The sequence below is a fragment of the Streptomyces sp. NPDC022910 genome, from assembly GCF_055561075.1.
On the sequence record NZ_JBVHHL010000068.1, the window covers coordinates 1 to 14,455 of the forward strand.

General features: G+C 69.5%; 10 protein-coding genes and 3 pseudogenes. 9 read left to right on the plus strand and 4 right to left on the minus strand.

Going from position 1 to position 14,455, the window contains the following annotated elements; all coding sequences use genetic code 11:
* Positions 1–87 precede the first annotated feature (87 nt).
* From ACZ3TS_RS36820 to ACZ3TS_RS36830, 3 genes and pseudogenes are all read left to right on the plus strand, one after another.
* Positions 88–1,065, plus strand: a pseudogene (locus ACZ3TS_RS36820) (lysyl oxidase family protein); the annotation flags it as partial.
* 123 nt (positions 1,066–1,188) lie between these two features.
* Complete coding sequence (locus ACZ3TS_RS36825) at positions 1,189–1,770, plus strand: PadR family transcriptional regulator (RefSeq protein WP_467626280.1); 582 nt, start codon at positions 1,189–1,191, stop codon at positions 1,768–1,770.
* Positions 1,771–1,830: 60 nt separating this feature from the next.
* Positions 1,831–2,400 carry a TetR/AcrR family transcriptional regulator gene (locus ACZ3TS_RS36830; protein WP_467626281.1) on the plus strand — a complete coding sequence of 190 codons (570 nt, stop codon included), beginning with the start codon at positions 1,831–1,833 and terminating at the stop codon, positions 2,398–2,400.
* Between the two features lie 86 nt (positions 2,401–2,486).
* Here the strand turns inward: ACZ3TS_RS36830 and ACZ3TS_RS36835 are convergent, their stop codons facing one another.
* Positions 2,487–2,651, minus strand: a complete 165-nt coding sequence (locus ACZ3TS_RS36835) for a hypothetical protein (protein WP_467626283.1) — start codon at positions 2,649–2,651, stop codon at positions 2,487–2,489.
* Between the two features lie 201 nt (positions 2,652–2,852).
* Between ACZ3TS_RS36835 and ACZ3TS_RS36840 the strand changes: the two genes are divergently transcribed.
* From ACZ3TS_RS36840 to ACZ3TS_RS36850, 3 genes are all read left to right on the plus strand, one after another.
* Positions 2,853–3,554 carry an SDR family oxidoreductase gene (locus tag ACZ3TS_RS36840; protein ID WP_467626284.1) on the plus strand — a complete coding sequence of 234 codons (702 nt, stop codon included), beginning with the start codon at positions 2,853–2,855 and terminating at the stop codon, positions 3,552–3,554.
* A 351-nt stretch (positions 3,555–3,905) separates the two neighbouring features.
* A complete protein-coding gene (locus ACZ3TS_RS36845; protein ID WP_467626285.1) occupies positions 3,906–7,778 on the plus strand; it encodes a Pls/PosA family non-ribosomal peptide synthetase in 3,873 nt (1,290 codons plus the stop codon).
* A 76-nt stretch (positions 7,779–7,854) separates the two neighbouring features.
* Positions 7,855–9,237 (plus strand): M1 family metallopeptidase, encoded by a 1,383-nt coding sequence (locus tag ACZ3TS_RS36850; RefSeq protein WP_467626287.1) that lies wholly within the window; start codon positions 7,855–7,857, stop codon positions 9,235–9,237.
* Here the strand turns inward: ACZ3TS_RS36850 and ACZ3TS_RS36855 are convergent.
* Positions 9,229–9,379: pseudogene (locus ACZ3TS_RS36855) on the minus strand (IMP dehydrogenase); the annotation flags it as partial. The gene ACZ3TS_RS36850 and the pseudogene ACZ3TS_RS36855 overlap by 9 nt on opposite strands.
* Positions 9,380–9,454: 75 nt before the next feature.
* Entirely contained in the window at positions 9,455–9,862 is a 408-nt protein-coding gene (locus ACZ3TS_RS36860) for a (R)-mandelonitrile lyase (RefSeq protein WP_467626289.1), read from the minus strand.
* A gap of 569 nt (positions 9,863–10,431) precedes the next feature.
* Between ACZ3TS_RS36860 and ACZ3TS_RS36865 the strand changes: the two are divergent.
* Positions 10,432–11,293: pseudogene (locus tag ACZ3TS_RS36865) on the plus strand (helix-turn-helix domain-containing protein).
* A gap of 9 nt (positions 11,294–11,302) precedes the next feature.
* Here the strand turns inward: ACZ3TS_RS36865 and ACZ3TS_RS36870 are convergent.
* Positions 11,303–11,677 carry an acyl-CoA-like ligand-binding transcription factor gene (locus ACZ3TS_RS36870; RefSeq protein WP_467626290.1) on the minus strand — a complete coding sequence of 125 codons (375 nt, stop codon included), beginning with the start codon at positions 11,675–11,677 and terminating at the stop codon, positions 11,303–11,305.
* Positions 11,678–11,844: 167 nt separating this feature from the next.
* Here ACZ3TS_RS36870 and ACZ3TS_RS36875 point away from each other — a divergent pair, with 167 nt between their 5' ends.
* Positions 11,845–12,849, plus strand: a complete 1,005-nt coding sequence (locus ACZ3TS_RS36875) for a LacI family DNA-binding transcriptional regulator (protein ID WP_467626291.1) — start codon at positions 11,845–11,847, stop codon at positions 12,847–12,849.
* 270 nt (positions 12,850–13,119) lie between these two features.
* On the plus strand, positions 13,120–14,454 hold the full coding sequence (locus ACZ3TS_RS36880) for an ABC transporter substrate-binding protein (protein WP_467626292.1): 1,335 nt from the start codon (positions 13,120–13,122) through the stop codon (positions 14,452–14,454).
* The last annotated feature ends 1 nt before the right edge of the window (position 14,455 follow it).

Genomic DNA, 14,455 nt, shown 5'->3' on the forward strand with positions numbered 1-14,455 from the left:
CATGGCAGAAGAAGCAGATCGATGCTCAACTCCACTGAGAATCAGCAAGATAAGTGAGAGCGGACACCAGACATCGGAACTACTCGTCTAGAGAAGGGCTGGGCGGCGGCCACGTCGCCGGGCTTCCAGTCCGACAGAGCGGTCGACCTGCAGCCCGGCGTCTACTCCGCCCAGGTCTCGGTGGCGAAGAAGTACCGCGACGTGTTCGGCATGCCGGCCCAGTCCCAGACGATCAAGGTGACGGTCCGTCAGCAGGACTCCGGCGGGGGCCATGGCCTGGCTGCCGGCAGGGACTCGCCGAAGGATGCGCGGAAGAGCCCTGCACCGGCCGCGAAGCGCCCGACCGGCAGGGCAGGTGTCCCCGCCGACGTGCCGAAGCCCGATCTGCGCGCCCTTCCTGCCTACGGCATCGCCATCACCGGCGGAGAGGACGGCGACGCCCCGGGCAAGGACTACCTCGCCTTCAGCGCCACCGTGTGGAACGGAGGCCCCTCGCCGCTGGTCGTCGACGGCTTCCGCAGCCCCGGCAAGGAGAAGATGGACGCGTACCAGTACTTCTACGACGCCAAGGGCAAGCAGGTCGGGTACACGCGCACCGGCACCATGGAGTGGGACCCCCGGGAGGGCCATCAGCACTGGCACTTCAGCGACTTCGCCAGCTACCGGCTGCTCGGCGCGGACAAGAAGGAGATCGTCCGCAGCGGCAAGGAGGCGTTCTGCCTGGCCAACACCGACGCCATCGACTACACGGTGAAGAACGCCAACTGGCACCCGTACAACACCGACCTCTCCACCGCCTGCGGTGAGGAGACCTCCGTCTCCGTGCGCGAGGTCCTCGACGTCGGCAACGGCGACACCTACAGCCAGTACCGGCCCGGCCAGTCCTTCGACGTCACGAACCTGCCGAACGGCACCTACTACATCCAGGTCATCGCCAATCCCGACAACCGGCTCAAGGAGCAGAGCGCGACCAACAACGTCACCTATCGCAAGGTCGTCCTCGGCGGCACGCCGGGCGCCCGCACGGTGAGGGTGCCGAAGTACGGTCTCGTCGACGCCCCCTGATCCGGCGGCGGGCGGGGTCTCGGTCTCCCGGGCCTCCGCCCGCGCCCGTGGGCTTTGCGTGCGGTGAGTAGTCGCCTCATTAGTCGCCTCATTGACTAATCAACAGGGTGTTACGTTGGTTTCATGGCTCTTCGTCATGCGGTGATGGCCGCGCTGCTGGAAGGTGAGGCCTCCGGGTACGACCTCGCGAAGGGGTTCCAGGGCTCGGTCGCCAACTTCTGGATGGCCACCCCGCAGCAGATCTACCGGGAGCTGGAGCGCATGGAGGGCGAGGGCCTGGTCGCCGCTCGTGTCGTCCAGCAGGAGCGGCGGCCGAACAAGCGGCTGTTCTCGCTCACCGGGGCCGGACTCGACGCCGTGCGCGCCTACACCACCGAACCACCCGCCAAGCCGACGGCCATCAGGGACGAGCTGATGGTGAAGGTCCAGTGCGTCGACGTCGGCGACATCGAGGCCGTGCGGGCTGCCATCGCCGAGCGCATGGAGCTGGCCGCCGCCAAGGTCGCGCGCTTCGAGCGCGTGCGGGTACGACTGCTGGCCGGACGCAGCGAGGACGAGTTCTTCACCACTGCCGAACGGATCGGGCCCTATCTCACCTGCCTGCGCGGCCTGGCCCTCGAGAGGGAGAACCTCATCTGGGGCGAGGTGGCTCTGAAGCGGCTCGAACAGCGCGCGGCAGCGCTTGGGTCCTCGGCGCGCGGCTGATCCAGGACCGGTAAAACCGATCGGTTTTCTCCCGGACGGATTCGGGTTAACCTCTCACTCATGACGACTGAGGCGAAGCCGGGCACCCGCGAACGGCTGTTGGAGGCGGCTGCGACGCTGGCCTACCGCGAGGGCGTCAGTGTGGGCGTCGAGGCTCTCTGCAAGTCAGCGGGCGTGTCCAAGCGCTCGCTGTACCAGCTGTTCGAGAGCAAGGACGAGCTGCTGGCCGCGAGTCTGCAGCAGGCCGCCGCCGACTACGAGGAGCACCTCCTGCCGGGCGCGGACGACGAGCGTTCGCCTCGTGACCGGATCACCCATGTCTTCGAGCAGGCGGAGGTGCAGGGGGCCGCACCGGACTTCCGGGGCTGTCGCTTCCTCGCCGTACAGATCGAGCTCAAGGACGTCGATCATCCCGCGAGCCGTGTGGCTCGGCGGGTCAAGCAGCATCTGATGGACTACTTCCGCAACGAGGCCGAGCGGGGAGGGGCGAATGACCCCGACCTGCTGGCCCGGCAGCTGATGCTCGTCTTCGACGGTGCGAGCGCCCGTGCGGGCATTCAGGTGGACGACCTCGCCGGCCTGCTCGTGCCCACCGTCGCCACGCTCCTCGACGCCGCCGGCGTGCGCTGAACCGTACCGGGGAACACGCCTCCGCGGGCGTGCCGGAATACTCCCTTTTCGCTTGATCGACCGGTCGGGCGCCGGGGTGCGCTGTCTCAGGAGGAAGGGCGCCGTTCCGCCGGTGGCTGCCGACCGCCGGTGACGTGGGCGCGGCAGTCGGCCACGTCCTCGCTGTCCGCCACCAGCTGTACCCAGTCGTTGAACCCGCTCATGAACGCGACGTTGCGGTGCAGGCCCATGACGCCCGGCCGGGCTGCCACCGCGACCGTCCCGGCCCGGCCGGCTTGGCCGGAGCCGCCGGTGGGGCCGCAGCGCCACGTTTGTCCGTGAATCGCTCATCAGCCATCCCGCCAGCCCGAGTTTGTTGATCAAACTCACGCCGGAGGCCCTGGCTTGCGCTTTGGAAACCGATCGGTTTATCGTCGCTTGAAACCGATCGGTTTCTCGATGTGGAGGCAGTCATGACAGCGATCAAGGGCGCGAACGTTCTCGTCACCGGCGGTAACCGGGGCATCGGCAAGGCATTCGTGGAGGAGTTGTACGCCCGCGGTGCCGCCAAGGTGTACGCCACGGCGCGCGACCCCCGTACGGTGACCCACCCCGACGCCGTTCCGCTCGCCCTGGAGGTCACCGACGCGGCCTCCGTGGCGGCGGCCGCCGAGCAGGCCCAGGACGTCACGATCCTGATCAACAACGCCGGTGCCTCGGCCGGCGCCCGCTACCTCGAGGCCCCGATCGACGACGTACGCCGGGACTTCGAGATCAACTTCTACGGTCCGCTTCTGGTCACCCGGGCCTTCGTGCCCGTCATCGAACGCAACGGCGGCGGTCACATCCTCAACGTCCACTCCGCCCTGTCCTGGCTGGCCGACGGCACCTCCTACAGCGCTTCCAAGGCCGCCCTGTGGTCGCAGTCCAACTCCCTGCGCTTGCAGTTGCAGCCGCGCGGCATCACGGTCACGGGACTCCATGTCGCCTATGTGGACACCGATATGACGGCGCGCATCGACGCACCCAAGTCGAAGCCCCACGACGTGGTCGTCGCCGCGCTCGACGGCATCGAGGCGGGAGCCCACGAGGTGCTGGCCGACGACGTCACGCGCTGGGTCAAGTCGCAGCTCTCGTCGGACCTGGAGAGCATGTACGAGCAGTTGACCAAGTAGCGGAGGCGGTTTTCGGCGGGCATCGGGCCGCTGGTGCCTCCCTCGGATGACAAGTCCCCCATCGGCGGCACGAGATGAGTGAGGGCCGCGGCCGTGACGTCGCGGTCCTCAACGGTGTTTCCGGCATGTGTGGGGCATATCTCGCCAGGACGACACATCCCCACGTCAGCGCCCCGGAATCACCCCTTCCGGGTGCCACTGAACAGCCCTTCGGATGGCTGACAGGCGGGCCCGTGATGAACGTCGTACTAAGATTGCCCGCTTGTTTGGAGCTGGACCGGAAGATCCCCAGGCATTCCTGCGGGCCCACCAGCGCCCCGGAACACTCCGGGAACGACACGTGAGGACCCGATGGCAGCCCTCCAGCAAGGCCCCGCCGCGCTGTCCGACGAGGAGATGCGCGCCGAGTTCGGCGAGCGCGCGCTCTACTCCGCCGCCCCCGCCGCCTCGCCGCGGACCCTCGTGGACATCCTCGACTCCTCGGTACGGGCGTACCCCGACGAGCCGGCCCTCGACGACGGCCGCCGTTGCCTGGCCTACCGCGCCCTGGCCGTCGAGGTCGAAGCCCTCCGGCGGCGCCTCGCGGACGCCGGGGTCGGCCTCGGCGACCGGGTCGGCGTACGGGTCCCGTCCGGCACCAACGACCTGTACGTGGCGATCCTCGCCGTTCTCGCCGCGGGCGCCGCCTACGTCCCGGTGGACGCCGAGGATCCGGACGAGCGGGCCGAACTGGTATTCGGGGAGGCGGAGGTGCGCGCCGTCGTCGGCGCGGGGCACCGGATCACCGTCCACGGCACGTCCGACACCCCCGCAGCGCGCCCCGGAGTCGAGCACGACGCCTGGGTCATCTTCACCTCCGGCTCCACCGGGAAGCCCAAAGGCGTCGCGGTCAGCCATCGCAGCGCCGCCGCGTTCGTGGACGCCGAGGCGGACCTGTTCCTGGCGGAGGAGCCGATCGGGCCCGGTGACCGGGTCATGGCGGGCCTCTCCGTGGCCTTCGACGCCTCCTGCGAGGAGATGTGGCTGGCCTGGCGGTACGGGGCCTGTCTGGTGCCCGTACCGCGCTCGCAGGTGCGCAGCGGCGTCGACCTCGGGCCCTGGCTGGTCGAGCAGGAGATCACCGTCGTCTCGACCGTGCCGACCCTGGCCGCACTCTGGGAGCCCGAGACCCTCAACGACGTCCGCCTGCTGATCTTCGGTGGCGAGGCGTGCCCGCCCGAGCTGGCGCAGCGGCTGGTCACCGAGGGCCGCGAGGTCTGGAACACCTATGGGCCGACCGAGGCGACCGTGGTGGCCTGTGCTTCACTGCTGACCGGCGAGGAACCGATCCGGATCGGGCTGCCCCTGAACGGCTGGGAGTTGGCCGTGGTGGACGACTCCGGGCGGCCCGTGGCGATGGGTGACAGCGGTCAGCTGGTGATCGGCGGGGTCGGGCTCGCCCGGTACCTCGACGCCGAGAAGGACACCGAGAAGTACGCGCCCCTCGAGTCCCTCGGCTGGGAGCGCGCCTACCGCAGCGGCGACCTCGTCCGGGCCGAGCCGGAGGGACTGATCTTCCTCGGGCGCGCCGACGAGCAGATCAAGCTCGGTGGCCGGCGGATCGAGCTCGGCGAGGTCGATGCCGCACTGCAGGCCCTGCCCGGTGTGGCCGGTGCCGCCGCCGCAGTACGGACCGCGCGCAGCGGCAACCAGCTTCTCGTCGGGTACGTCGTCACGCAGGAGGGCTGGGACCACACGGCCGCCGTGGAGAAGCTGCGGGCGGAGCTGCCCGCCGCCCTGGTCCCGCTGCTCGCGCCGGTCGACGACCTGCCGACCCGCACGTCCGGCAAGGTCGACCGGAACGCACTGCCCTGGCCGCTGGAGGGCTTGGAGAGCCCCACCGCCCAGCTCTACGGCACGGAGGCCTGGCTGGCCGAGCAGTGGACCGAGGTCCTCGGCATCCCGGTGGCGGACGCGTCCGACGACTTCTTCGCGATCGGTGGCAGCAGTCTGGCCGCCGCCCAGCTCACCACCCGGCTTCGGACCCGCTATCCGAGCGCGGCCGTCCTCGACATCTACCAGCAGCCGACGCTGCGCAAACTGGCCCGCCATCTGGAGGAGTCGACGCAGGGCGACGGGGCGGAACGCGTGATCGCGCCGGTTCCGATGCGGGCCAGGGTCCTGCAACTCCTCCTGCTGATACCCCTGTTCACGGTTCTTGGGCTGCGCTGGACCGTTGCGCTGGCCACGCTCGGGAACGTGCTGCACTGGTTCGGTCCCTACCCGTGGGCACCGGCGACCTCTTGGTGGGCCGTGGCGGCCGGGGCGGTCTTGTTCCACACCCCGCCAGGACGGCTCGCCATCGCGGCGGGCGGGGCCCGGTTGCTGCTGCGGGGCGTCGGGCCCGGCCGGTACGCGCGCGGCGGCGGCGTGCACCTGCGGCTGTGGACCGCGGAAAGACTCGCCGAGTTCAGCGGGGCGACCTCGCTGACGGGCTCGTGGCTGGAGCGCTACGCACGGGCGCTCGGCGCCAAGATCGGCCCGGACGTGGACCTGCACTCGCTGCCGCCCGTGACGGGCATGCTGAAGCTGGGCCGGGGCGCGGCCGTGGAGTCCGAGGTGGACATGGCGGGCTACTGGCTGGACGGCGACCGGCTGGAGATCGGCCCGGTCAAGGTGGGCGCGCACGCCGTGGTCGGCACGCGCAGCTTGCTCTTCCCCGGCGCGCGGGTCGGCAAGCGGGCCGAGGTGGCACCCGGTTCCGCTGTCGCCGGGCAGATCCCGACCGGTCAGCGCTGGGCGGGCGCGCCAGCCGGCAAGCTCGGCAAGGCGAAGCGCAACTGGCCCAGGGAGCGGCCGCAGCGCGGCATGTGGTGGCGGGCGATGTATGGCGTCACCGGCTTCGCGCTGACCGCGCTGCCGGTGCCGGCCGGGCTGGCCGCGCTCCTGGTGGCGCACGTGTTCGTCGATCCGGCCGCCGGTCTCGGTGCGGCCCTGCGGGGAGCCGCCGTGGCGCTCGTTCCCGCGACGCTCGCGTTCGGGCTGACGTACGCGGTGCTGCTCCTGATCGCCGTACGGCTGATGAGTCTCGGGCTGCGCGAGGGCACGCACCCGACGCACAGCCGGATCGGCTGGCAGGCCTGGACGGTCACCCAGCTGATGGACCGCTCGCGAGAGACACTGTTCCCGCTGTACGCCGGGCTGATCACTCCGGTGTGGCTGCGGCTGCTCGGGATGCGCATCGGGCGGGGCGCCGAGGTGTCGACCGTGCTCGCGCTGCCGAGTCTGACCACGGTCGGTGACGGGGCCTTCCTGGCGGACGACACGCTGACCGCGCCGTACGAGCTGGGTGGCGGCTGGGTACGGATCGGGCGCGCGGAGATCGGGCGGCGGGCGTTCCTCGGGAACTCCGGGATGACCGCGCCGGGCCGGAGCGTGCCCGACGACGGGCTGGTCGGTGTGCTGTCGGCGACCCCGAAGAAGGCGAAGAAGGGCAGTTCGTACCTGGGGCTGCCGCCGGTGAGGCTGCCGCGCGCGGTCTCCGACGGCGACCGCAGCCGCACCTACGACCCGCCGGCCCGGCTGCTGTGGGCCCGCGGGCTGGTGGAGCTGTGCCGGCTCGTGCCCGTGTTCTGCTCGGCGGGGCTCGCCGTGCTGACGGCGGCGGTACTCAGCGCGCTGGGCGGCTGGGCCTGGCTGCTGTGCGGAGTGGTGTTCCTGGGCGCCGGATCGGCGGCCGGTGTGCTGTCCGTCGTGGCGAAGTGGCTGCTCGTGGGCCGGCACCGGACCGGGGAGCACCCGCTGTGGAGCTCCTTCGTGTGGCGCAATGAGTTGGCCGACACCTTCGTCGAGGTGGTGGCCGTGCCGTGGCTGGCGGGGTCGGTGCCGGGCACGCCGTTGATGACGCTGTGGCTGCGCGGACTCGGCGCCCGGATCGGCCGGGGTGTGTGGGTGGAGAGTTACTGGCTGCCGGAGACGGACCTGGTGACGCTGGAGGACGGGGTCACGGTCAACCGCGGCTGCGTGCTGCAGACCCACCTCTTCCACGACCGGATCTTGCGGACGGATACTGTGGTCCTCCGTGAGGGCGCGACGCTGGGTCCTGGCGGAATCGTCCTGCCCGGCAGCACGGTCGGCGCCCGCACCACGTTGGGTCCCGCCTCACTCGTCATGGCGGCGGAGTCCGTCCCCGACGACACCCGCTGGCTGGGCAACCCCATCGAGGCATGGCGTCCCCGGAAGTGAGCGCCTGACTCGATCCGGGCCGAAGGACGGGATACCGGCACGACGTACGAGCACAGCGCAGGGAGCAGACGCACCAGTGAGCCCTCAGCACAAGGTGGAAGCAGACCCGTACTTCCCCGCGAACGGTGATCCCCGCTACCGGGTGCACCGCTACGAGCTCACGCTGGACTACCGCCCCGGCCCCAACCGGCTCGCCGGGACGGCTCGGCTGAACGCCATAGCGGGCCGGGCCCCGCTCGCCGACTTCCAGCTCAACCTGGCCGACTTCCGGATCGGCCGGGTCAGGGTCGACGGCCGGGCGCCGCACTACACGCACCGCGGCGGTCGGCTGCGCATCCGTCTCCCCAAGCCCATCCGGGCGGGGGCCGCGTTCACCGTCGAGGTGCAGTGGTCCGGCAACCCGAGGCCGGTCGACAGCCCCTACGGAGGGATCGGCTGGGAGGAACTGGAGGACGGGGCGCTGGTGGCCAGCCAGCCGGTCGGGGCGTCCTCGTGGTACCCGTGCAACGACCGCCCGGCGGACAAGGCGTCGTACCAGATCTCGGTCACCACACCGTCGGCGTACTCGGTGGTGACGGGCGGCCGCCTGCTGACCCGTACGACCAAGGCGTCGACGACCACGTGGTTGTACGAGCAGCCGGCACCGACCTCCAGCTATCTGGTCGGGCTGTCGATCGGCAAGTACCAGACGGTGCTGCTCGGCGATCCGGGCGAGGACGGTGTGCCGCAGCACGGGCACATACCCGCGCACCTGCTGCCGCAGTTCTCCAGGGATTTCGCGCGCCAGCCCGCCATGATGGAGCTGTTCCAGGAGCTCTTCGGTCCCTACCCGTTCGGCGAGTACGCGGTGGTGGTGACCGAGGAGGAGCTGGACGTCCCCGTCGAGGCACAGGGCTTGTCGCTGTTCGGCTCCAACCACGTGGACGGGGTCCGGGGCTCGGAGCGGCTGGTGGCGCATGAGCTGGCGCACCAGTGGTTCGGCAACAGCGTGACCATCGCCGACTGGCGGCACATCTGGCTCAACGAGGGCTTCGCGAAGTACGCGGAGTGGCTCTGGTCGGAGCGGTCCGGGGGCCGTACCGCCGCGCAGCTGGCGGCGGTGGCGCACCGCAAGCTGGCCTCACTGCCGCAGGACCTGAAGCTGTCCGACCCGGGCCGCAAGCGGATGTTCGACGACCGTCTCTACGAACGCGGCGGCCTCGTGCTGCACGCGGTGCGCTGCGCGCTGGGCGACGAGACGTTCCACCGGATGCTGCGCAGCTGGGCGGGCGTGCACCGGGGTGGGGTCGTGACGACCAGCGCCTTCACCGCGCACGCCGCACGCTTCGCGAGCCGGCCCCTGGACGATCTGTTCAGGGTGTGGGTGGAGGAGGAGGCGCTGCCACCGCTGCCCTCCCTCGCCGCTCCGGTGCCGATGCGTCCGCCCTACCCGCCGAGCAACTTTGGTCGACCGGGTTGATGCCCCGGTAGTCCCACAGGTCGGAGCCGCACACGCAGGTGGCGACCGTACGGATGATCGCGTCGGTGGGGGCGACGATCCGCGGGTCGGGGACGTTCTCCAGCCGGATGTCACGGGGTGCGTGGATGATGGTTGCGCGCATGATGCTTTCTCGGATCTTTTCTCGGAGGCGAGGTCCGGCGGCTTCGGGGGCTTCCGTGCGCCGTGTTCCCCGCGGTCAGGGGCGGGTGCGGGTGCTGATACGCGGGCCGCTGTAGTCGGCGTCGCTGACGTGCTCGAGCCACGAGACCTCGTCGGTCTCCCACAGGGCCAGATGGACCATGAACCGGTCCGGGGCGGCCCCGTGCCAGTGCTCCTCGCCCGGCGGCGTGTGGATCACATCGCCCGGGTGGGCCTCGAGGATCTCGCCGCCGCGGGACTGGATCAGGGCGATGCCTTCCACGATGTAGAGGGTCTGGCCCAGGCCGTGGCTGTGCCAGGCCGTACGGGCGCCGGGCGAGAAGCGGACCATGTTGGCCCGGGCGCGGGACGGCTCCTCGCCGCGGTGGATGACGTCGGCCCAGGCATCGCCGGTGAACCACTCGGCGGGCAGTTTCATGGTGGGAGGCTGCTTCAGCAGTTCCATGCTGTTTCTTTCTTTTTCTTTCCTTGGGTCCGGGCGTTTTCTTTCCTTGGGTGCGCGGCTGCCGCGTTGGTGCAGCTGTACAGGAGGTGTCAGCGGGCCCAGCCGGGCTCTTCGGCCATGGTCTTGAACCGGTTGATCGCGGTCATGGCGTTCGGCCGGCCTCGGGTTCAGGCCACCACCCGATCAGCACCCCGGCGTTCCCGAAGCCGGGGCGCGCGCCGCGGCGTGCGGTAGTGACGTGCCGCACTCGGAATATCGGTGACTTCTTGAGGACAGCACACGTCCATGCGGCTTGGCGTCCGAGTATTCGTGGATCCGGTTACCGGTCCGGTTCCCCGTTCACGTCAACGACCTTCCCACCGTCGTGGGCGGCCCGCAAAGAGGAGAATTCCATCCTGGAAGGGAATCATCCAGGGAGGAAACTCTCCCCCTCCCGGCTGGTCGACCGTGTCGGAATGGCCGGCATGAGCCTGCGCTCGACTTCCAACCCCACTCATGGATCTCGATCTGACACCTGACGCATGGACTCTCATCCAAGGCACCTGTCACTTCCTGCAAGAATGGCCGACATGACTGGCAGCGCAGCCCATGAGCTGGGCGAATTTCTCAAGACACGGCGCGCCGAGCTCAGTCCCCGCTCCGTGGGGTTGCCCGACTCCGGAGCGCCGCGACGCGTGCCCGGCCTGCGCCGGGAGGAAGTGGCCACGCTGGCCGCGATCAGCACCGACTACTACACGCGGCTGGAACAGGGGCGCATGGAGGTCTCCGGGCCCGTGCTCGACGCCATCGCGCGTCCTGAAACTGAACGACGACCAGCGGGAGTACGTGTTCGAGCTGGCGGGGAAGGAGACCGGCCGCCCGCGCCGCCCCGAGGTGCAGAAGGTCAACGCTCAGTTGCAGCGGCTGCTCGACGATCTCGGCTCGATTCCGGCCATGGTCCTCGGGCGGCAGATGGACGTCCTGGCGTGGAACCCGATGGGCGCCGCCCTGGTCGGTGATTTCGGGCAGATCCCGGAGGAGGACCGCAACTACGCGAAGATGGTCTTCACCGACCGTATGAAGGGGCTGTACGCCGACTGGGAGAGCACGGCCCGGATGACCGTGGCACAGCTGCGCATGGAGGCGGCCCACAACCCCGACTCGCCCCAGCTCATCGCCCTGGTCGATGAGTTGTCGGAGCGGGACCCCGATTTCCGGCGGTGGTGGTCCGAGCACCATGTGGCGGCCCGCAGAGAGGGTGCCAAGACACTGAACCACCCGGTCGCCGGGACCCTCACTCTCGAATGGGACACCCTCAACTGCAGCACCGACCCCGACCAGCAGCTGACCATCTGGACCGCGGCACCCGGTACGCCCACGCACGACGGCCTGCGTATCCTCGCGTCCTGGGTCGCCGACAGCCGTCGGACTGCTACCGGCACCGCGAGCTGAGCCTGTCCGTCAGGACGTGAGCGCGGCGAACGCCTCGTCCAGGAGGGCGACGAGGTCGAGCTGTCCCTCGGAGGCCGCCCAGTGGTCGAGAGCGATGCTCAGACAGTCCAGGGCGGCGTCCTTGACCGACATGGCCAGTGTCGTCGGCTGTGCGGGGTCTGTCCGCTCGGCCAGGGCCCGGGCCAGTGCCGGACGCCATCCGCTCTGTTTCTCCAGATGACGGGCGCACAGAGCGGGGGTGTTCTGGACGAGCCGAGTCATGGCGAGGGCGTCGGCCGGATCCCGGCGGTAGTACTCGATGACGGTGTCCAGGGCGCGCCGCAGCGCCGTCCGGTCGTCTTCGTCCCCGGACCGGGGCCGCAGGGCGGCGCTACGTGGCCTCAACCTGGGCCGGGCGGAAGGCGAAGGCTCGACCGGCCATGGAGATATCGGGTTCGGAGATACCGTTGCCACAGGCCACAAGGAGACCTGACCTCGCGCGGCCGCGCCACGCACGGGCATACTCAGGCCCTGCGGACGCATGGGTGTCCGCGAGCAGCAGGAGGTGGGCGATGGTGTCGTCGTCGGGGACGGAACCCCGGAAAGTCACGATCCATGACGTCGCCCGGTCCGCCGGGGTGTCCCGGCAGACCGTGTCGCGGGCACTGAACGACAAAGACGAGATCGACGGCTCCACCAAACAGCGCGTCCTGGACGCCGCTCGTGCGCTGGGCTACCGGCCGAGCCGGTTCGCCCGTGGTCTGGTCCGGCAGGACACCACCACCGTCGGGCTGGTCATCCCCGACCTTCTCAACCCGTTTTTCACTGAGGTCGCCGCGGCCGCGCTGGAGGCGGCCCGGGCCCGCGGCTGGCATGTCGTCGTATACGACACCGCGGACAGGGCCGAAGAAGAACGCGGCACGCTGCAGGTGATCGGCTCACAAGTGGACGCGGTCGTCGGCTACTTCAGCTGCCCGGAGAGCGAGCTGGAGCAGTTCACCCGTGGCATACCGGTGGTCCTCATAGGCCGCGAGCACCACACGGCGCGCTTCAGCTCCATCCGGATCGACGGCGAGGAGGGCGTCCAGGCGGCGATCGCGCACCTGGTCGCGAAGGGACACGAGCGGATCGGCATGCTCGACCACGACGGCCGCGCCGAGCCGAGCGTGCGGCGCGAGTGGTTCGCGACGGCCGCGGCGTCGTACGGGATCGACGCCGGCGTGGTGGTCGGCGCGGCCCAGTCGGCCGACGGCGGCGGAGCGGCGCTGAGGACCTTGCTCACCGCCCATCCGGATGTCACCGCGGTCTTCACCTTCAACGACATCATCGCGGTCGGCGCCCTGCGTGAGGCGCGCCGACTCGGCAGGAGCGTCCCGCAGGATCTGGCCGTGATCGGCTTCGACGGCCTGCAGCTCGGCGCGCTGGTCGAGCCCCCGCTCTCCAGCGTCGCCCTCGAGATCCGAAAGCTCGGCGCGCTCGCTGTCGAGCAGGTCGCACGGCTGCTGACGGGGGTGGAACCGCTCGGGGCCGACGACCTCGTCGTCAGGGCCGAGCTGCGGTTGGGCGGGTCCGCTTAACCTGCCGGACCCGTGTACGACTCAGAAGCCTTGACACTCGACCGCACCGGAGCGCAGACTTCCGAGCACTTCACAATGCTCTGCCGTGAGCGCTCACGTGAACGTTCACGTGAGCGCTCACGGACAGGGAATACATGGTTGCTAATTCCCGCTACGGCGCTCAAACCGGCGCCGTGGCGTCCTGGCCCTTCCAACCAGAAGGCATCCCGCCTGAGGTGTCAACGTCGACCCGTCTAGTGCCGTCGCTAGGCGTTCTCTGGAACGGAAAATATGAGCAACACAGTCACGCGCATCCGCCTCGCCGTCGTCGCCGCGGCAGCCAGTGTCGCCGTACTCGCCGGGTGCTCGTCGCCCTCTTCGTCGGGTAGTGCATCCGCAGCGTCCTGTGCGCCCGCGAAGGGCAAAGTCACTCTCCAGTACTGGAACACCGTTCCGGGCATGGAGCAGGTCGTCGCCCTGTGGAACAAGAAGAACCCGAACATCCAGGTTCAGACGAAGAACATCTCCAACGACCAGTACGGCACCATCGGCAACGCCCTCAAGGCGGGCAAGGCACCCGACCTCGCTCAGGTCGGTTACGACGAGCTCCCCAACCTGCGCATCCAGAACGCCTTCGTGGATGCCTCGGCCTGCTCGGCGGCCACCGCGGCCAAGTCGAAGTTCGTGCCGTGGACCTGGTCGCAGACCAGCTTCGGCGGCACCGGCGTGTTCGCCTTCCCGCAGGACACCGGCCCGATGGCCCTCTACGTGCGCAGCGACATCTTCAAGCAGCACGGCCTCGACATCCCGAAGACCTGGGACGAGTACGCAGCGGATGCCCAGAAGCTGCACAACGCGGACCCCGACCTGAGCATCACGTTCTTCGACCCGAACAACGCCGAGTGGTTCAACGGACTCCTCTGGCAGAACGCCGCCGAGATGTACAAGTACTCCGGCGACAAGTGGCACGTCAGCGTCGTGTCCGACCAGAGCAAGCAGGTCGCCGAGTACTGGCAGAAGCTGATAGCCGCCAAGCTCGTTCGCACCGACCTCGCCCACGGTTCGACCCAGATGTACGCCGCGTACCAGAAGAACCAGATCGCCACCTACGTCGGCGCCGCCTGGGGCTACAGCATGTTCCGCGACAACCTGCCCAAGCAGGCCGGCAAGTGGACGATCGTCCCGATGCCGACGTGGGGCTCGAATGCCGCATCCGGCGACTGGGGCGGATCCACCGTCGCGTTCATGAAGGGCAACACCCACCTGTACGAGTCGGTCAAGTTCAACAACTGGCTGAACACCGACCCGGAAGCCCTCGCGCTGGAGAACAAGCTGGGCGGCCTCTACCCGGCAGCCACCGCCGGTTTGGCGCTTCCCGCACTCTCGCAGGGCGTCCCCTACTACAACAACGAGAAGATCTTCGACGTCTTCGCCGACTCGTCCAAGGACATCGACACCGGCTTCACCTGGGGTCCCACCCAGAAGACCGTGAACCTGGCGCTCCAGGATGCGATGGCCAAGGCGGCAGCGGGCAGCGGCACGATCAACGACGCACTCTCGGCCGCCCAGGCGGCAGCACTGAAGTCGATGAAGGATCAGGCGATCCCGGCCACGGCGGGCAAGTGAC

Excerpts from the sequence above, each read along its gene's own strand:
- ACZ3TS_RS36825 (WP_467626280.1), top strand. The coding sequence starts at position 1,189 with ATGGCTCTTCGTCATGCGGTGATGGCCGCGCTGCTGGAAGGTGAGGCC.
- ACZ3TS_RS36830 (WP_467626281.1), top strand. The coding sequence starts at position 1,831 with ATGACGACTGAGGCGAAGCCGGGCACCCGCGAACGGCTGTTGGAGGCG.
- ACZ3TS_RS36840 (WP_467626284.1), top strand. The coding sequence starts at position 2,853 with ATGACAGCGATCAAGGGCGCGAACGTTCTCGTCACCGGCGGTAACCGG.
- ACZ3TS_RS36845 (WP_467626285.1), top strand. The coding sequence starts at position 3,906 with ATGGCAGCCCTCCAGCAAGGCCCCGCCGCGCTGTCCGACGAGGAGATG.
- ACZ3TS_RS36860 (WP_467626289.1), bottom strand. The coding sequence starts at position 9,862 with ATGGAACTGCTGAAGCAGCCTCCCACCATGAAACTGCCCGCCGAGTGG.
- ACZ3TS_RS36875 (WP_467626291.1), top strand. The coding sequence starts at position 11,845 with ATGGTGTCGTCGTCGGGGACGGAACCCCGGAAAGTCACGATCCATGAC.
- ACZ3TS_RS36880 (WP_467626292.1), top strand. The coding sequence starts at position 13,120 with ATGAGCAACACAGTCACGCGCATCCGCCTCGCCGTCGTCGCCGCGGCA.